The organism is Rhizobium sp. BR 250 (assembly GCF_047445855.1).
GTDB classification, from domain to species: domain Bacteria; phylum Pseudomonadota; class Alphaproteobacteria; order Rhizobiales; family Rhizobiaceae; genus Agrobacterium; species Agrobacterium tumefaciens_I.
Genome location: NZ_JARWKW010000001.1, coordinates 208691 through 227578 on the forward strand (window position 1 = coordinate 208691; position 18888 = coordinate 227578).

The 18888-nt window shown below is 59.7% G+C and carries 15 protein-coding genes; 8 read left to right on the top strand and 7 right to left on the bottom strand.

Annotated elements, in window-relative coordinates:
• Positions 1-3: 3 nt before the first annotated feature.
• The 5 genes from QD336_RS01045 to parE all read right to left on the bottom strand — a co-directional run bounded on the left by QD336_RS01045 (position 4) and on the right by parE (position 5925).
• Entirely contained in the window at positions 4-702 is a 699-nt protein-coding gene (locus QD336_RS01045; protein ID WP_262513489.1) for an adenylate/guanylate cyclase domain-containing protein, read from the bottom strand.
• Between the two features lie 11 nt (positions 703-713).
• A complete protein-coding gene (locus tag QD336_RS01050; RefSeq protein ID WP_499168925.1) occupies positions 714-1280 on the bottom strand; it encodes a Pycsar system effector family protein in 567 nt (188 codons plus the stop codon).
• 10 nt (positions 1281-1290) lie between these two features.
• Entirely contained in the window at positions 1291-2076 is a 786-nt protein-coding gene (locus QD336_RS01055) for an E2 domain-associated cysteine-rich protein (protein ID WP_499168926.1), read from the bottom strand.
• 8 nt (positions 2077-2084) lie between these two features.
• Positions 2085-3611: an adenylate/guanylate cyclase domain-containing protein gene (locus QD336_RS01060; RefSeq protein WP_499168927.1), complete on the bottom strand. Its 1527-nt coding sequence runs from the start codon at positions 3609-3611 to the stop codon at positions 2085-2087.
• A gap of 193 nt (positions 3612-3804) precedes the next feature.
• Positions 3805-5925 carry a DNA topoisomerase IV subunit B gene (parE, locus tag QD336_RS01065; RefSeq protein ID WP_499168929.1) on the bottom strand — a complete coding sequence of 707 codons (2121 nt, stop codon included), beginning with the start codon at positions 5923-5925 and terminating at the stop codon, positions 3805-3807.
• 224 nt (positions 5926-6149) lie between these two features.
• Here parE and QD336_RS01070 point away from each other — a divergent pair, with 224 nt between their 5' ends.
• The 4 genes from QD336_RS01070 to pyrG all read left to right on the top strand — a co-directional run bounded on the left by QD336_RS01070 (position 6150) and on the right by pyrG (position 10373).
• A complete protein-coding gene (locus QD336_RS01070) occupies positions 6150-7031 on the top strand; it encodes an alpha/beta fold hydrolase (RefSeq protein ID WP_499168930.1) in 882 nt (293 codons plus the stop codon).
• A gap of 212 nt (positions 7032-7243) precedes the next feature.
• Positions 7244-8014, top strand: coding sequence for a triose-phosphate isomerase (gene tpiA, locus QD336_RS01075; RefSeq protein WP_269341260.1), 771 nt, complete (start codon positions 7244-7246; stop codon positions 8012-8014).
• A gap of 115 nt (positions 8015-8129) precedes the next feature.
• Positions 8130-8585 carry a preprotein translocase subunit SecG gene (gene secG / locus QD336_RS01080; protein WP_269341261.1) on the top strand — a complete coding sequence of 152 codons (456 nt, stop codon included), beginning with the start codon at positions 8130-8132 and terminating at the stop codon, positions 8583-8585.
• Positions 8586-8735: 150 nt separating this feature from the next.
• Positions 8736-10373 carry a CTP synthase gene (gene pyrG, locus QD336_RS01085; protein ID WP_499168932.1) on the top strand — a complete coding sequence of 546 codons (1638 nt, stop codon included), beginning with the start codon at positions 8736-8738 and terminating at the stop codon, positions 10371-10373.
• Between the two features lie 663 nt (positions 10374-11036).
• Here pyrG and fumC read toward each other — a convergent pair.
• On the bottom strand, positions 11037-12428 hold the full coding sequence (gene fumC, locus QD336_RS01090; protein ID WP_496153802.1) for a class II fumarate hydratase: 1392 nt from the start codon (positions 12426-12428) through the stop codon (positions 11037-11039).
• A gap of 412 nt (positions 12429-12840) precedes the next feature.
• On the opposite strand from fumC, the gene QD336_RS01095 reads away from it, so the two are divergent.
• Positions 12841-14790, top strand: coding sequence for a L,D-transpeptidase family protein (locus tag QD336_RS01095; protein ID WP_499168934.1), 1950 nt, complete (start codon positions 12841-12843; stop codon positions 14788-14790).
• Positions 14791-14886: 96 nt separating this feature from the next.
• Here the strand turns inward: QD336_RS01095 and QD336_RS01100 are convergent, their stop codons facing one another.
• Entirely contained in the window at positions 14887-15588 is a 702-nt protein-coding gene (locus tag QD336_RS01100) for an HAD family hydrolase (RefSeq protein ID WP_269341266.1), read from the bottom strand.
• Positions 15589-15778: 190 nt separating this feature from the next.
• On the opposite strand from QD336_RS01100, the gene rpiA reads away from it, so the two are divergent.
• The 3 genes from rpiA (at position 15779) to gor (ending at position 18647) form a co-directional block, all read left to right on the top strand.
• A complete protein-coding gene (gene rpiA / locus QD336_RS01105) occupies positions 15779-16474 on the top strand; it encodes a ribose-5-phosphate isomerase RpiA (RefSeq protein ID WP_269341267.1) in 696 nt (231 codons plus the stop codon).
• Between the two features lie 16 nt (positions 16475-16490).
• Positions 16491-17057, top strand: coding sequence for a DUF2059 domain-containing protein (locus tag QD336_RS01110; RefSeq protein WP_269341268.1), 567 nt, complete (start codon positions 16491-16493; stop codon positions 17055-17057).
• Between the two features lie 201 nt (positions 17058-17258).
• On the top strand, positions 17259-18647 hold the full coding sequence (gene gor / locus QD336_RS01115; protein ID WP_499168936.1) for a glutathione-disulfide reductase: 1389 nt from the start codon (positions 17259-17261) through the stop codon (positions 18645-18647).
• Positions 18648-18888: the final 241 nt, after the last annotated feature.

Genomic DNA, 18888 nt, shown 5'->3' on the forward strand with positions numbered 1-18888 from the left:
TGCTCAAGAAAAGCTCCTCCAGTAGGTCGTTGACCAAATCGCATCGTTATTGTGCTGTGACCAGTTCCACGACTTCCATATGTTTTCTCCCTGAGGGCCATTCTTCTGGTCGTTCTCAAGGTAGTCGTATACCCGTTTGGTAATCCATGTCGGCTGATCCGCGTTGAGCGCCGTGAGCTTGGCGGCAAGATTGGCCGCATTCCCGATCCAGACAATATCATTGTCGCCGCGGACACCGGTCCTTGCAGCTCTGATTTCGGAAGTATCCACGCCGACGATGTGCCGGATTTTGAAGTCGGTCTTGTATTGCTTGCTCAACTCCGGCTGCACGATGTTTTTGATCGCATAGTTGATTTCAAGCGCGCAGGAGACCGCAACATTGCGTTGCCTGTTTGAAATGAAGATGCCCATCACGCGGTCGCCATCATAGGAAACGATGGTCCCGCCATGCTTGCGGATTAGGCGTGAGGTCGCATAGAGGAAGGTCTTGTAGACTTCGCCTGCGAACTGCCAAGTCTTCTTTTCAACGAGGTTCGTGGAGCCGTCCAGATCCGCGTACAGTATCGTGGCGGTTTTCAGATGTACGGCGTCATTCGAAAGTTTGAGGTCCGCTGGCTCCGGTACGGTCGTTCCTTCACGCACGTTCCAGTTAGTACGAAAGGTCGTGCTGGCATTGCCTCTGATATCGTCGGCTATCGTCATCGTGATACCCCTCAGCAATGCAATTGGTTGATTGCCCAGCGGATACAGAAGATCAGCGGAGGAATCGTCATGATTGCGAAAGCGGTCAGAACCAGGGATCCGGCCCAGTTGAACATTCGGAACTTCCGATGGGCGATCTTCGCATGGATCGCGGTCTGTACCGACAGATCACGGAGGTAGGTAGCGGTCGCTGAGTCGTTACCGGTTGGCATGTAGAGATCGGCTGCCATATCTGGATAGTCCTTCGTTCCTCCCTTGGCGATGTCACCGAAATAAAGAAGGTTCTTGTAATCGTCCTCGCGCTTATGCATCTGGTCAAGAAACTTGGGCATCAGGGATTTCAGGCTGATCATGGCGGCGATGAAGAGAAGGGGCAGGGCCGCTTTAAAGGCGTGGTTGTAGCCGAGAGGCAGTTCTTGCGGAGCCCGTAGGAGCGTGATGATTGCTCCCATCCAGACGGAGCAGAAGGTGAGGAGGGCAGCATTCTTGGCCTCGGCAAATTTGGCGAAATCGATCATCCTGCCGTGGTTGGCCGAGAGCAGCTTCTCATATGCTTCCTGTTGGTCGTTCTTGGCCATCCTTTTTTCCTCAGCCGGAAATCCGTGCAAGCGGGCAATCGTCCATTGTGCCGCAGCAGATCTGACTGGCGGCGCGTAAATGCGTGTAGAAGTCGGCTTCTGCTTTTCGCCAGTCGTCCATGTTAAGGACGAGTTCGGCAAGCAGCCGCGCGTGATCACCACAGGAGGCCAGCGGGAGACGACGAACATCAGCATGTTCGCATTTGCATCTTTGACGCAGCGTCATCACACGCCGCACGGTGGACACGACGGTGACCACGCGTCGGCCGTCCTGGAGAAGTGCGATATGCTCCCGGCGGCGCCCACGCCCCAAACGAAGGCGATCGTCTCTCAGCAAGGCCACGAACCTGGGACCAAGTGCCTCGGCATTCTCCTCCGCCATCGCCTGGAAACGCGCAGCCTCCGAACCATGCGCGCGAGCGTCAGCCTTGCCCGGCCAGCGCCGTAGCACGGCTGCTGAACGTTGGCGGAGCAGAAAGGTTAGAAGCTTTCCCCACCAAGCCTCCGCATCCTCGTGGTCCTTGATCTGCGTTGGTTCAACTTCACCCCAGTAGAGGCAGAACGTACCGCCTGGATTGATGTGTCGCTCTGCACAGAAAGACGGCAGGAGGGTAGCCTCCGCCTCTCTTGCCGACACCGTCTCCCCCTCCCGTGAGATTTCTAGGATGAACTCGGATGAGGGAGCGCCGGATGCGCTGGGCGGACGGACGCCGTATATCGCTCGTTCGTCATTGCCAGAGATGAGCCGGGCGTGGTTCTTATGGGCCACGCTGTGAAGATGTTCGATAGGCGACAACGCTGGCCTCAATCGATCTTCGCATGCGGGCGGAAAGGTGTCTCTGCCGCTCGAGCGATGGCAGGACTCGCCGCCGCATAGAGCACGGCCCGCGCCGCCTTTGCTGTGGAATCATCCTCGGCGGCAAGTGCTTCGAGTGCGACATCGTAGGTCAGGTTCGCGACCCGGCGGGACGACCCGAAGAGCTTCCGTACCGAAGACGGTCCCTCATCGTAGGCCGGCTGGCCGATTGCCGTTTGCGTTCCATCGCACCGCTTCTGTTCGGCCTCGGACAGCAGCACCGAGCGCCCGGCGGAGCACCGAACGCGGCTCCCCTGCATTCCAAGGCGCGTGATCGAACCCGGGCCAAAGTCAAAGCCGATGGCTAGGCCCAGATCGTCTGTGTCCACGCCGTTATCCTGAAGGCGTTCGAGAGCAAGATCGAAACTGCTGCGAAGTCCGCCAGCACAAAGTACTGCAGTGGAGATGGTGGCATCGGTGTCGGTGGTGTAGGCGGTGCCCTCAAGAATGTGACCATGGACGCAGTCGCCGATGAAGCGAATCCGGCGTCCGGAGAAATCCGAGGTGAGAACACGATCAAGTTCTGCGCGGATCACATGAAGGCAGCGGACGACATCTTCCGCGTCATCGTCGATGTGGGAGTCGACATAAGCGGTGAAATTATCCACATCGGCGTAGACCGAGACCATGTCCATACGGCGAGAGTTACCCGGCGTAAGAACGGTGATATCTAGGTTCTTCAAGGGGGGTGTCGCTCGAGAGAAGGAGAAGGCCCCGATGGGGTTGTTCTCGTTGTCCTTTCTCCACTCCCTTACAATCGAGTCCTTGCTCAGGCCGAGCTGGGCATTGTCTTCGCAGTGTGCGATTTCATCGTCCGTGAGCTTCGTCTTTGCAGGCATATCTACGGTGTCGAGATTGATCGCATCGCGGGCGTCGTTGCTCAGATAGATTCCGATCGCCTTATTGTTCGACGCGAGCTTTGCGGCGATGTTTGCCGGGCGACCGAGAAAAAGCGGCTCGCGGTAGCCATTGCGCCCGTTGTTTACGGCCAGCGCCTTTCCAGTGTCGATGCCGACGCGCACCTTCGCATTAGGGATATTCTCGTCATCGTCGCCGGTTTCGGCAAGAACATCCACGATCAGCTTTGCTATCGCCACCGCGCGGTCCACGCGGTCACCCGCCGCATCCGTTCCGTAAGGCTTGGCGATGACGGCGTGCAGACGCTGGTTATGGAAGTCCACCCGGATAGCATCTGCGTCGGCTAAGATGCGGTGCACTGCTCGGTAATGGAGATTCAGGAACCGGAGAGCGCGCTTGTGGGAGGTCTCTCCTTCGGTATCCGTCGACCAGAGCATCTCTTCGAAGTTGACGATGTCGATATAGAGATGAACGCCGTCCAGGCGATAGGCCTTGTTCGTTGGAATCGACTGAAGTGAGGTGGTTCGCGTGTAGTCGACCACCGTTACGTTTTCGACATCCTTGATGCGCGCGTCGATTGCAGTTTTGGCGCGGTCGTGCTTCCAGCTATTTGCCATTGCTACTCAACTCCAGGATTTCCGTGTGCTTTGGACGGTGTCCAACTTACGCGATTGTTTCACTGTTTGTTCTGTTGGGCATTTTCCGGGCACTTTCAGTGCCCGGAAATAGTCATTTGAGGTGTTGGCCAGTTTCAGTTTCCAAAATGGCCAGTACTAGGGCTATTTGGCCAGTACTAGGATTGGTTTCTCATCAGATATCCAGATTATCCGCAAAAGCCGCCCGTTCCTGAATGAAACGGAAGCGGGCATCCGCCTTTGTGCCCATCAGATTGTCGACCGCCTCGCGGGTGCCTTCGAAATCCACGTCATCAATCTCGACGCGCAACAGGGTGCGCTTTTCGGGATCCATGGTGGTTTCCTTCAGCTGCTGGGCCATCATCTCGCCAAGGCCTTTGAAACGGCCGATTTCGACCTTCTTGCCCTTGAAGACGGTTTCCATCAGCTCGGCGCGGTGGGCGTCGTCGCGGGCATAGGCGCTTTTGGCACCCTGACGGATGACGTAGAGCGGCGGCACGGCCAGATAGAGGTGGTTGCCGCGGATGAGTTCCGGCATTTCCTGATAGAAAAAGGTGATGAGCAGCGAGGCGATATGGGCGCCATCGACGTCCGCATCGGTCATGATGATGATGCGCTCATACCGCAGGTCTTCTTCGCGATATTTGGTGCGGGTGCCGCAGCCGAGTGCCTGAATGAGATCGGCGATCTGCTGGTTGGCGGAGAGCTTTTCGCGGCTGGCGCTGCCGACGTTGAGAATCTTACCGCGTAGCGGCAGGATGGCCTGGTTGGCGCGGTTGCGCGCCTGCTTGGCCGAGCCGCCAGCCGAGTCACCCTCGACGATGAAGAGTTCGGCATTTTCGGCCGTGTTCTGGGCGCAGTCCGCCAGCTTGCCGGGCAGGCGCAGCTTGCGCACGGCGGTCTTGCGGTTGACTTCCTTTTCCTTGCGACGCCGCAGGCGCTCTTCAGCGCGCTCGATCACCCAGTCAAGCAGCTTGTCCGCTTCGCCCGGATTGCCGGCGAGATAATGGTCGAAGGGATCGCGCAGCGCATTTTCGACGATGCGCTGGGCCTCGACGGTTGCCAGCTTGTCCTTGGTCTGGCCGACGAATTCCGGTTCGCGGATGAAGACGGAGAGCATGCCGGCTGCCGAAATCATCACGTCATCGGTGGTGATGTCCTTGGCGCGTTTGTTTTGCGTCAGTTCGGCATAATTCTTCAGGCCCTTGGTGAGCGCGATGCGGAAACCCGCCTCATGCGTGCCGCCTTCGGGCGTTGGAATGGTGTTGCAATAGGAATGGATCTGCGTGTCGCCGCCATACCAGGTGACAGCCCATTCCAGCGCGCCGTGGCCGCCGGTCTTTTCGGTGCGGCCGGAGAAAATCTCGCGGGTGACGGTGAATTCCTTGCCGAGCGTGGCGGCAAGATAATCCTTCAGGCCGCCAGGGAAGTGGAACACCGCCTTTTCGGGAATTTCGCCGCCGGCCGGCACCATGCCGGGATCGCAGCTCCAGCGGATTTCAACGCCGCCGAAAAGATAGGCCTTGGAGCGGGCCATGCGGAAGATGCGCGCCGGTTCGAACTTGGCGTGATCGCCGAAGATCTGCGGATCGGGATGGAAACGCACGCGGGTGCCGCGGCGATTGTGCACGTCGCCCAGCTCTTCCAGCGGACCGATCGGCAGGCCGCGCGAAAAGCGCTGGCGGTAAAGCTTGCGGTTACGCGCCACTTCCACTTCGAGAAGATCGGACAGCGCATTGACCACGGAAACACCGACGCCGTGCAGGCCGCCCGATGTCTCATAGGCCTTGCCGTCGAACTTGCCGCCGGCATGCAGCTTGGTCATGATGACTTCCAGCGTGGACTTGCCGGGAACCTGCGGGTGGTTTTCCACGGGAATGCCGCGGCCATTGTCGGTGACCGTCAGGAAACCTTCGGCATCGAGATGGACCTCGATGAAATTGGCGTGGCCGGCGACGGCCTCGTCCATGGAGTTGTCGATGACTTCGGCGAAGAGATGGTGCAGCGCCTTTTCGTCGGTGCCGCCAATATACATGCCCGGACGCATGCGCACGGGCTCAAGCCCTTCGAGCACGCGGATCGACGAGGCGCCGTAGTCGTCACCGGCAGGTGACGCGGGGGCGGGCGGAGCGGAAGTCGTGACGGCCGCAACGGCTGCGGGTTTCGGCTGCACATTCACGTTGGCGGCTGCGGTCGCCGAAGCCTTCACGGTTTTCGCCGTGTCCTCGTTCGTGTCCGTATCGCTGTTTCGTGCCGCCGGAAGACCGGAGAAGAGATCGTTGCTGTCGTCCATCATGTCCAAGGTTCAAAGTCGTGTGTCAGAATTTCGCCATGCGAATCATTATGCCAGTAGCGTCAATCATAACGCCAAACGCGGTTCCCGTCCGATTCCAGTGGGTCCGTCTGACAAGCGCGGCACATCCTATGCCACGATTGTGTCAGGGTTTCGCAACAGGAGGATTGCGCTGGCGATGCCGCAATGGCAAGTCTCGCAGCCACGAATGAACGGTTAGCCAAGGCATGTCCACAGCTCATTTCACGTTTTGTACTCTTTTTAGCCTGACTGTTGCGGCCATGCCGGTTGCGGCCTCGGCCGCTGAGGGGCCGCTGCGGCCTTTCAAGGACGAGCTGTTTTCCGCCCAGACGGTGCTTTCCACCGGCGATGGCGGCGCATCCGAAGTCATCGATTACCAGGAAATGCGCGACATCAACGGTCGCGACGAGGTGCCGGAGCGGCGGGTGAAACGGCAATATGTCGACATGACGCCGAAGAAGGCGCAGGCGCTGGAAACTGTTTCCGTCGAGGGCAGGGCGCTGGAGGTCGGCCGCGTCGGGCCGGCAAGCGGCCAGGCCTTCACGGTCATCTTCATCCATGGGCGCGGCGGTGACCGGCGGCTCGGCATGAACGACTACACCTTCGGCGGCAATTTCAACCGGCTGAAGAACCTCGCCGCCGCCAATGCCGGCACCTATTACGCGCCGAGCGTGCGCTCCTTCGACGAAAACGGCGTTGCCGATGTTGCGGCGCTGATTGCCGATGCGGCCAGAAAATCCGGCGGCAAGCCGGTGGTGCTCACCTGTGCGTCGATGGGCAGTTTTATCTGCTACGGCATCAGCCGCGACAAGGCGGCCGTCGCCAATCTCAAGGGTATGGCGATCCTCGGCGGTGCGGTTGATCCCGATTTTCCGAAAAGCGCCTTTGCCAAGGCGAAAAAGCCGGTCTGGTTCACCCATGGCAGCGCCGACAAGGTCTATTCGGCGGATCAGCAGGCGACGATCTTCCGCTCCTTGCTGAAGGCCGGCGAGCCGGCGCGGTTCACGCGTTACGAGACCGGCAGCCATGGCACACCGGTGCGCATGACCGACTGGCGGGCGGTTTTGAACTGGATTTTGAGCCGCTGAGGCCGCTATTTGGGTCGGGAGCGGCGAAATTTGCGAAATCGGCGGCCGTTTTGAACCTTCGGACCGCTTTTTTGTACCATTTGCGGCCAGCTGCGGTTAAAGGAATATCCCGGGATTTCCGGCAGGTCTTCTGTCGTGATTAAGGGCCGTGATACGGCTGAGGGAAGGGGCGCCGCCCAAGGCGGGCCTAAGACAAAGGGAATGGGATACGCATGACGCCGAATGTTCGACCGCTTGTTGCCGGAAACTGGAAGATGAATGGCACGCGTGCCTCGCTCGATCAGATCAAAGCCATGGCAGAGGGCGTCAAGGGCGCGCTGTCCGAAAAGGTGGATGCGCTGATTTGCCCGCCTTCGACATTGCTCTACGTGGCAACGGCGCTGTGTGATGACAGCCCGCTGATGATCGGGGCGCAGGATTGCCATCAGAACGCATCCGGCGCCCATACCGGCGATATTTCCGCCGAGATGATCGCCGACTGCTTCGGCACCCATGTCATCGTTGGCCATTCGGAGCGCCGCACCGACCATGCCGAGACCGACCATCTCGTGCGTGCAAAGGCCGTTGCCGCCCATCAGGCCGAACTCATCGCCATCGTCTGCATTGGCGAGACGGCGGATGAGCGCAAGGCGGGCCAGACGCTCGATATCCTCAAGCGCCAGCTCGCCGGCTCCCTGCCGGATGAGGCGACGGCCGAAAATACCGTCATCGCCTATGAGCCCGTCTGGGCGATCGGCACGGGTTTGACGCCGACCGTTGAAGACGTGCGCGAGGCCCATGCCTTCATGCGTGATGAGCTCGTCAAGCGCTTCGGCGGTGCCGGCAAGACCATGCGCATCCTCTATGGCGGCTCGGTAAAGCCCGCCAATGCGCTGGAACTGATGGGTGTCGAGAACGTGGATGGCGCGCTGATTGGCGGCGCGAGCTTGAAAGCCTCGGACTTCCTGTCCATCTATGCGGCATACGAGCAACTGACGGCTTGATCCAAGCTTTCCTGTCACGGGGATGGGAAAGGGGCTTGGAATAAGCCTTCGCCTCATGTAAAGAGCCGCAAAACCTTCTTTATGGTGCTCCGCGCGGGGCATGGAATGGATTGTCATGCAGACCGTTTTGATTGTTATTCACCTCATGATCGTGCTGGCGCTTGTCGGCGTGGTCCTGATCCAGCGTTCCGAAGGCGGCGGCCTCGGTATCGGCGGCGGTTCGGGCTTCATGTCCGCGCGCGGAACGGCCAATGCGCTGACGCGCACCACGGCGATCCTTGCCGCGCTGTTCTTCGCAACGTCGCTCGGCCTTGGTCTTCTGACCCGCTACGAATCGCGCCCGACCGACATCCTGAACCGTATTCCGGCCACGCAGGGCCAGGGTAACGGCATTCTCGATACGCTCGGCCCGTCCACGACGCCCGCTCCGGCTCCGGCTGAAAATGGCGTTCCGACCAATAATGGCGCTGCCGCTCCTGCGCAGACCACGCCGGCTCCGGCCGCTTCCGGTTCGGCCGCTCCGGCCCCGGCACAGCCCGCCGATCCGAACGCAGTTCCGACCGGTCAATAAGCCCGGTTTTGATTTAACGCTCCGGCAGGCCAAAAGCCTGCCGGTTTTCTTTTGTTCGCATTCCGGCTTGCCCCATCGCAGATTCGTCAACAGCGAATTTTCGAAACAATGAAATTTGGGCTGGCGGAATCAGAGGTAAAAAGGTATCCGGTGAATCCCATGGCGCGATATGTATTCATCACAGGCGGCGTGGTCTCCTCTCTCGGTAAGGGCATCGCAGCTGCGGCACTCGGAGCTTTGCTGCAATCCCGTGGTTATCGGGTGCGGCTTCGCAAACTCGACCCCTATCTGAACGTTGATCCCGGCACCATGAGCCCGACACAGCACGGCGAAGTGTTCGTGACGGATGACGGTGCCGAGACGGACCTCGACCTTGGCCACTATGAACGCTTTACCGGGCGTTCGGCCACCAAGACCGATAACATCACCACCGGTCGCATCTACAAGAACATCATCGACAAGGAACGGCGCGGCGATTATCTCGGCGCAACGGTTCAGGTCATTCCGCATGTCACCAACGAGATCAAGGATTTCGTGATCGAAGGCAATGACGATTACGACTTCGTCATCTGCGAGATCGGTGGCACGGTGGGTGACATCGAGGCGATGCCGTTCATGGAAGCGATCCGTCAGCTCGGCAACGACCTGCCGCGCGGCACGGCGATCTATCTTCACCTGACGCTGATGCCTTATATTCCGGCAGCCGGCGAGCTGAAGACCAAGCCGACCCAGCATTCCGTCAAGGAACTGCAGGCGCTCGGTATTCACCCCGACATCCTGCTTGTGCGCGCCGACCGGGAAATCCCGGAAGCGGAACGCCGCAAGCTTTCGCTATTCTGCAACGTGCGTGAGTCCGCCGTCATCCAGGCGCTCGATGCGGCGAATATCTATGACGTGCCGATGGCTTACCACAAGGAAGGCCTCGATTCGGAAGTGCTGGCCGCTTTCGGCATCGAGCCGGCGCCGAAGCCGCGTCTGGAACAGTGGGAAGAAGTCTGCAATCGCATCCGCACGCCGGAAGGCGAAGTGACGATCGCGATCGTCGGCAAATATACCGGCCTCAAGGATGCCTATAAGTCCTTGATCGAGGCGCTGCACCATGGCGGCATCGCCAATCGCGTCAAGGTCAAACTGGAGTGGATCGAGTCGGAGGTCTTCGAAAAGGAAGATCCGACGCCTTATCTCGAAAAGGTCAACGGCATTCTGGTGCCCGGCGGCTTCGGCGAGCGCGGTTCGGAAGGCAAGATCATGGCGGCGCAGTTCGCGCGTGAGCGCAACGTGCCTTACTTCGGCATCTGCTTCGGCATGCAGATGGCGGTCGTGGAAGCGGCCCGTCATCTGGCCGGCATCGAAAATGCTTCCTCTACCGAATTCGGTCCGACATCCGAGCCGGTCGTTGGCCTGATGACCGAATGGGTGAAGGGCAACGAGCTGGAGAAGCGCTCCTCCAAGGGCGATCTCGGCGGCACGATGCGTCTCGGCGCCTACAAGGCGGCACTGAAGAAAGATACGAAGATTGCCGATATCTACGGCACTACGGATATTTCCGAGCGCCACCGCCACCGTTACGAGGTGAATGTGGACTACAAGGACCGGCTGGAAAATTGCGGCCTCGTCTTTTCGGGCATGTCTCCGGATGGTGTCCTGCCGGAAACGGTGGAATATCCTGACCATCCGTGGTTCATCGGCGTGCAGTACCACCCGGAACTCAAGAGCCGTCCGCTCGACCCGCATCCGCTTTTCGCCAGCTTCGTCGAAGCGGCGATGGAGCAGAGCCGCCTGGTTTGATGGTTTGAATGATTACGAAGAGGGCCGCGACAGCGGCCCTTTTTGTATTGATGGTTGCCGCCACAAATTTTAGGTGTTCGCTTCTACTCAGAGCTTGATGGTGGTTGACCGCTTATTCCGAGTCTATTGTAAGTGGCGTGCCCAATATAACGAGACTTCGTGTCGCCCTTTTCCATAATCGAAATAATCGATCGGGAGACCGGCCGCACGCTTGGCATCCATCTCGGCCTTTCGTTCTTCCATGCACGAGTTATCGAGCATTGAGGCGACTTTATGCGGATTTTTGTTTGAAACAAGATATGCTTTTGTGGTCCGCTCTAGGCAGTCACCCAATTTTCTCGCGGCTGACGTCAGGCGGCGTATCTCTGGGGTATTGTAGGGTGAAAGTGTATTACACGACGCTAGAGCCAGTACGAGGCTCAGGATAATTCCCGTATATCTCAATGTAATCCCCGCTCAGATCGAAGCTTAGTTGAGTATCAGTCCTATCACTGAGGCGCGTGTTTCAACACCGCAATCGAAAATCACCACCTAGCAATCGTCCCATAATCCACCTCGCCAAAGTGGATATTGAATCAGCCTCGGCTTGCGCCGTCGCCTCTCATGCCCAAAGCAAAAACGGGCCCGAAGGCCCGTTTCCATGTCCGTTGCGTATGACCCGGCTCACTTCGGCCCGATCATGTTTTCCGGGCGCACAAACTGGTCGAATTCCTCGTTGGTGAGGTATCCGCCGCCGACGGTCTCTTCGCGCAGCGTCGTGCCGTTCTTGTGTGCAGTCTTGGCGATCTTGGCGCAGATGTCGTAGCCGAGCTTGCCGTTCAGCGCCGTCACCAGCATCAGCGAGTTTTCAACGCCCTTGCGGATATTGTCTTCACGCGCCTCGATGCCGACGACGCAATTGTCGGTGAAGGAGACGGCCGCATCGCCCAGAAGCTGGACGGACTGCAGGAAGTTGTAGGCCATCATCGGGTTGTAGACGTTGAGCTCGAAGTGGCCCTGCGAGCCGGCAAACGAGAGCGCCGCGTTGTTGCCGAAGATGTGGGCGCAGACCTGGGTCAGTGCTTCCGACTGGGTGGGGTTGACCTTACCGGGCATGATCGACGAGCCGGGCTCGTTTTCCGGCAGCGACAATTCACCGAGACCGGCGCGCGGGCCTGAACCGAGGAAGCGGATGTCGTTGGCGATCTTGAAGAGTGCAGCGGCAGCCGCATTGATCGCGCCATGCGAGAAGACCATGGAATCATGCGAGGCAAGCGCTTCGAACTTGTTCGGCGCGGTGACGAAGGAAAGGCCGGTGATCTTGGAAATCTCGTCGGCAACCTTTTCGGCAAAACCGATGGGAGCGTTGAGGCCCGTGCCGACGGCCGTGCCGCCCTGGGCGAGCTTGGAAAGCGCGGGCAGGGTGGTTTCAATGTTGGCGATGGCGGAGGCGACCTGCGCGGCGTAACCGGAGAATTCCTGGCCGAGCGTCAGCGGGGTCGCATCCTGCGTGTGGGTGCGGCCGATCTTGATGATCTTCTCGAACTGCTTGACCTTGGCTTCCAGCGCCTTGTGCAGGTGCTTGAGGCTGGGCAGCAGGTGGTGAACGATCTCTTCCACGCAGGCGATGTGCATCGCCGTCGGGTAAGTGTCGTTCGAGGACTGGCTCATATTGACGTGGTCATTGGGGTGGACAGGCTTCTTGGTGCCCATTTCGCCGCCGAGCATTTCGATCGCGCGGTTGGAAATCACCTCATTGGCATTCATGTTGGACTGGGTGCCGGAGCCGGTCTGCCAGACGACGAGCGGGAAATGCTCGGTCAGCTTGCCGTCGATGACTTCCTGCGCGGCGGCAATGATGGCGTCGCCCACCTTGGGATCGAGACCGGCAAGCGCCATGTTGGCGCGGGCGGCGGCCTGCTTGACGATGCCGAGTGCGCGAACGACAGAGGCGGGCTGCTTTTCCCAGCCGATCTTGAAGTTGCCGAGCGAGCGCTGCGCCTGCGCGCCCCAGTAGCGATCGGCCTGAACTTCAATGGGGCCAAATGTATCGGTTTCCGTCCGTGTGGCTGTCATCAATCTTGCCTTTTTACTCGTGTTCCTCCGCCAAAACGGCGCCTTCGTCCGCCTTGCGCGCGCCGATATATAGAATCATCGCGCCGGCAATGAAAGCGCTGCAATGCGGCAGGGGCAGATATTTCCCGCCCTGGAAAAGCGATTTCGCCAGCCGGGGCGACGAAGGGTGAAAAAGGCGACGGCGTGTCATTTTTACTACGTGGCGAAAAGGCCGGAAAACCGGCGTTTCACGGCCGTCCGAATAAGGCGGTGAGCCAGGGCAAAGTTAATGAAATAAATGGAAATTTAACCATTCTCGCCAATTCTGGAAATTACGTTTTTATGGCTTTGGCTGTATTATGAAGTTCATTTCGGCACGGTTGTGGGCTTTGGGCGTTTTCTTTTCAACGGGCCGTTGATCGGCTAGACAGGCATGAAACTGATGCCCGCCGTTTCGCAGGCGGTGCTGGGTGCTACGAGGATCAAATTGCAAGTCACATCTGGAAAAACATCGGCAGCGCTGGTGCTGGCTCTCGGTCTTTCCGTTTCCACCGCTCTTCCCGGCAGCGCCGGCGCGGTGACCCTGATGGATCTTTTGCGCGGTGGTCCCGGCAAGATCGCGCGTGATCGCGGTGAATTGCCGCCGGCCGGCATCGTCACCTCGCCCTCCGGATCGAGCGCAGGCCAAAGTGCGGATGCTTCCGATCCCGAGCCGCTGCCGCGTGTTTCCGGCCCGCGCTATTACGACTACAAGGCGGATACGGCCCGTCTCGTGAACACCGCGAATTTCGGTGAAGGCCTCGCCAATCTGAAGTTCAGCGCTACCCCCGAGATCGCCAAGTCGCTGGAAGCCTATTACGGCGCCGGCGGCAAGACGCTGTGGGTTTCGGAAGGGGAGTTGACCGCGCGCGCCAACGCTGTCATCGCCTTTTTCGAGACGGTCGGTGAAAGTGGCCTCGATCCGGCCGATTACAGCATTTCGTCACCGGCAAGGGATGTGACGGCCAGCATCAGCAATGCTTCCGGCACGGCTGCAACCGGTACGCCGGTGGAGACGGCCTCGGCACCTGCGTCCGATGCCTATCAGCGGGCACAGATGCAGTTTGAGCTGGCGCTTTCCGCCAAGGTTCTTGCCTATGTGCAGGATACGACCCGTGGCCGCGTCGATCCGAACCGGCTTTCCGGTTATCACGATTTCAAGCGCAAGACGGTCAACCTCGCACCGGTGCTGAAGCTTGCGGGCCTGAGCCCCGATGTCGCCGCCTATCTGCGCAGCCGTGAACCGTCGAGCGCCGAATATCTGGCGCTGAAGACAGAACTCGCCCGCCTGCGCGGCGAGGGTGACGCGGCTCACACCGTTCGCGTTCCTGCCGATCTGGTGCTGAAACCCGGCAATAGCAGCGCCGATATGGCCAATGTCGTCAAGGCGATCGAGCATCGCGCTTCGCCGGCCTTCAAGGCCGAGCATGCGGCGATCATTTCCGCCTATCAGCAGACGCCGGATTATACACCCGATCTCGTCGACCTGGTGAAGGCATTCCAGAGCGAAAACGGCCTGAAACCCGATGGCGTCATCGGCCGTGCCACCGTGCGCGCCATGGTCGGCGAAAGCAATGACGTGAAGATCGCCAAGGTGCAGGTGGCCATGGAGCAGGTCCGCTGGCTGCCGGCCGATCTTGGCCAGCGTTACGTCTTCATCAACCAGCCGGCCTTCATGGCCTATTACCACAATGAAGGCGCCGAACAGTTCGGCATGAAGGTCGTGGTCGGCTCCAAGGCCAACCAGACCTATTTCTTCCAGGACGAAATCCAGACTGTCGAGTTCAACCCTTACTGGGGCGTGCCGCAGTCGATCATCGTCAACGAGATGCTGCCGAAGCTGCGCCGCGATCCGTCCTATCTCGACCGGCTCGGTTACGAGGTGCAGGTGGGCGGCCGTGCGGTTTCTTCCACCAGCGTCAACTGGTACGGCTCCACCAATGCGGTTTCCGTGCGTCAGCCGCCGAGCAGCGACAATGCGCTGGGCGACCTGAAGATCCTGTTCCCGAACGCACATGCCATCTACATGCATGACACGCCGGCCAAGAGCTTCTTCAACCGCGACATGCGGGCGCTGAGCCATGGCTGCATCCGCCTCGTCGATCCGCGCCGCATGGCGGCCGCGGTTCTCGGCACCAGCATCGACAAGGTCGGCGAACAGATCGCGTCCGGCAAGAACCGCGCCGTGCAGGTGCCGGAGAAGGTTCCGGTCTACGTCGCTTACTTTACGGCTTGGCCGGACAGGGACGGCAAGGTGCAGTTCTTCGATGATGTCTATGATCGCGACAGCTATGTGCAGAAGGCGTTTGCCGTGACGACGAAGGCGCGGGCCGCGTCGATCTGATCAGCATACCATCGAGAAAAGCGCCGGAAACGGCGCTTTTTAGTTTATAGGCAAAGTCTGTCAGGAATGTCGGGTGTGACGGCAACATCCAGCCTCTCAGGCCGCGGCCGCACCCTTCGCAACCAGTTCCTCGAACAGCGCGGGCGTCAACTCAGCGAAATCGTCGATCACGACATCCGGCTCGAGTTCCACCATCGGCACATCCGAATAACCGAAAGCCACGCCGATCGACGGCACGGCCGCGTTCCTTGCGGCGAGAATATCGTTGATGCTGTCACCGACCATGATCGAGCGCTGCACGTCACCGCCGGCCTTTTCGATGGTACCGAGAATATGGCGCGCATCCGGCTTGCGGAAGGAGAAGGTGTCGCCGCAGGTGATGGCGGCGAAATAACGGGTAAGGCCCAGTTCTTCGAGCAGCGGCAAAGCGAGGATTTCGGTCTTGTTGGTGCAGACGGCGAGCGTGATGCCGGCTTCCGAGAGTGCATCCAGCGCGCTGATAATACCGGGATAGGGCCGGCTTTCGCCGGGCATTTCGGCGCGGTAGTGGGCGATGAAACGCTCATAAAGCGGTTCGATCTCGGCTTCCGGCAATTCCGTCTCGCGCAATGCGAAGGCGCGCTTGATCATTATCCGCGCGCCCTGGCCGACGAGATGCGTCAGGTCGTTATAGGTGACAGGGGCAAGTCCGGCTGCGGCGATGGTGTGGTTGAGGCTCGAGACGAGATCGGCGGCGGTATCGACCAGCGTGCCGTCGAGGTCAAAAATGGCGAGCGGGGAGAGCGGGCGGGATGTCACGGAAACGGGCCTCTTGCGGAATACGGGTGCTGAGCTATCGGTGCTTTCATTCGCGCCAAGCCTAGGCAAAGGGGCGTGTCTTTGCAACCGCGTCACAACGTTCTGTTCGTTGCCTTGAAAAAGGCTTTCGTTTGGCTTTCGACCCGTGTAAACAGCACGGCGACGATAAAGCTACCGGAGTTTCAGGCACATGGATGCCCGCCAGATGAAGATCAAGGCCGCCGAGGCCGCATTGTCCCACGTGCAGGACGGGATGCGGCTGGGTATCGGCACCGGTTCGACGGCCGAGGAATTCGTTCGTCTGCTGGCCGAGAAGGTCGCGGCCGGCCTGAAGGTCGAGGGCGTGCCGACATCCGAGCGTACCGCGCGTCTGTGCGTCGAGCTTGGCGTGCCGCTGAAATCCCTCGACGAATTGCCGGAACTGGACCTGACCATTGATGGCGCGGACGAGGTGGATCATGCACTGCGCCTCGTCAAGGGCGGCGGCGGCGCGCTTCTGCGCGAAAAGATCGTCGCGGCTGCGTCTGCCCGCGTGATCGTCATCGCCGATCAGAGCAAGGTGGTGGAGACGCTGGGCGCCTTTCCGCTTCCGATCGAAATCAATTCCTTCGGCCAGATGGCGACACGCATCGCCATCGAAAAACTGGCATCCCGTTCCGGGCTTTCCGGCACGCTGGCGCTGCGTTCTTCCGACGACGGCCCCTTCATGACCGATGGCGGACACCTGATCCTCGACGCATCTTTTGGCCGTATTCCTGATGCAGAAGCGCTAGCACGCGAGCTGAACACGATTCCCGGTGTTGTCGAGCACGGACTTTTCATAAATTTGGCATCGCTTGCCATTATCGCGGGTCCTGAAGGCGCCCGCGTGATGCAGGCAGTATAACAGGAGCGAGATTTTCATGGTCAAACTAGCGGGACTGGGCAAAGCTGCCGCTGCTTCGATCCTCATTTCCGGCATCGTGTTCGGTACTGCCGCACGCGCTCAGGAAATTTCGGAAGCGCATATCGCTGCCGCACGGCAGGCGATCACCTCTCTTGGCGTTACCGACCGTTTTGACGACATTCTGCCGGGTCTGGCGGAGCGTCTGAAGGCCGAACTCATTCAGGCCTCGCCGAATGTGCAGGACGCGATCACCGAGACCGTCGATGCCAAGGCGCTCGAGCTTGCGCCGCGCCGCGCCGATCTGGAACGCGAAGCAGCGCTGACCTATGCGCGCGCCTTCAGCGTTGAAGAGCTGAACGCCATTTCCACCTTCTACAGCAGTGAAGCCGGCAAGAAGCTTCTGAAGGACGGCCCGATCGCTACGCGCGAACTGATGAAGGCAGCTGATATCTGGGCAGCCGGCATCAACCGTGACCTCAATGCCGCCTCCATGTCGGAGCTGCAGAAGGTTGCCGGCGCTGATCTGAAGCCGCTTCCGGCCGATCAGAGCGCCACGGGCGGTGCTCCGGCACACAAGCCCTGATCGAAGGAAGGGCGCCGGGCCGAAAAGCGTAACGCGGTTTCGGCAAAATCCGATGCCCAGGCAAAAGCCACTTTCAGAAATATTCAAAGCCCGGTCGCAGGACCGGGCTTTTCATTTGTGCGTCGCAGCACCTATATGTGCCGTGAATACGCGCTCGCCCGTCTCGGGATGCATGGCGCGGTGTTGATCAGGGGTTTGACTATGACAGCTTATGACTACGATCTTTTCGTCATCGGTGGCGGTTCCGGCGGCGTGCGCAGCGGCCGCGTGGCAGCCTCGCTCGGCAAGCGCGTGGGGATCGCTGAAGAATATCGTTATGGCGGCACCTGCGTCATCCGCGGCTGCGTGCCGAAGAAGCTGTTCGTTTATGCCTCGCAATTCCCCGAACATTTCGAGGATGCCGAAGGTTTCGGCTGGAGCGTCGGCGAGCGCCGTTTCGACTGGAAGAAGCTGATCGCGGCGAAGGACAAGGAAATCGCCCGTCTGGAAGGGCTTTACCGCAAGGGGCTGGAAAACGCCAAGGCCGATATTTTCGATAGCCGGGCGGAGCTGGTCGATGCCCACACCGTCAAACTCATCAAGACCGGCGAGACCTTCACTGCCGAGCGTATCGTGATTGCCGTCGGCGGCACCCCGAACGAGCACAGGGCGCTGCCCGGCCATGAGCTGACGATCTCGTCCAACGAGGCCTTCAATCTGGAAGAGCTGCCGAAATCGATCCTGATCGCTGGCGGCGGTTATATCGCCGTGGAATTCGCCAATATCTTCCATGGGCTCGGTGTCGAAACGACACTGATCTATCGCGGCAAGGAAATCCTGTCGCGGTTCGATCAGGACATGCGCAAGGGCCTGCATGAAGCGATGGAGGCCAAGGGCATCCGCATCCTTCTGGAAGATATCATCGAGGACGTCCGCAAGGACGGGGCGGACGGTTTCGTGGCTCGCACGAAGCAGGGCAAATCGCTCAATGTCGGCCTGGTGATGCTGGCGCTCGGTCGCGATCCCAACACCAAGGGCCTCGGCCTCGAAAATGCCGGTGTGAAGGTGGATGCGCGCGGCGCGATCATCGTAGACGAGTATTCGCGCACGAATGTGCCGAACATCTTTGCGCTGGGTGACGTCACCGACCGGGTACAGCTGACGCCGGTGGCGATCCACGAGGCGATGTGCTTCATCGAAACCGAATACAAGAACAACCCGACCAAGCCGGATCACGAGCTGATCGCGACGGCGGTGTTCTCGCAGCCGGAAATCGGCACCGTCGGTCTCTCGGAAGAGGAAGCCGGCAAGAAATATCCGGAGCTTGAGGTCTATCGCGCCCAGTTCCGGCCGATGAAGGCGACGCTTTCCGGCCGTCAGGAAAAGACGATCATGAAGCTGATCGTCAATGCCGCCGACCGCAAGGTTGTCGGCGTCCATATTCTCGGCCACGAGGCGGGCGAGATGGCGCAGCTTCTCGGCATCACGCTGAAGGCCGGCTGCACCAAGGATGATTTCGACCGCACCATGGCGGTTCATCCGACGGCGGCGGAAGAGCTGGTGACGATGTATTCGCCGAGCTACCGCGTGGTGAACGGCGAGCGTGTGTAACGCCGATACAGGCGTGATATAATCGCTGTACGCATCCGCCGCCGCCCTTTGAAAACCGATGTTTTTCGGATGGCGGCGGGTTGTTAAATCGTTTGAATTGACTTTTGTGTATCTGGAGCGCCCAAAACGGGCAGAATGAGCCTGTTAGCTCGGGGATCGGCTATGCAAAGCCGATGCTTGGAGCTATAAGCCGCTCAATTTTTCGAGGCGGTCGCGCGGCAGTCGCGCGGGCGAAAAAAGG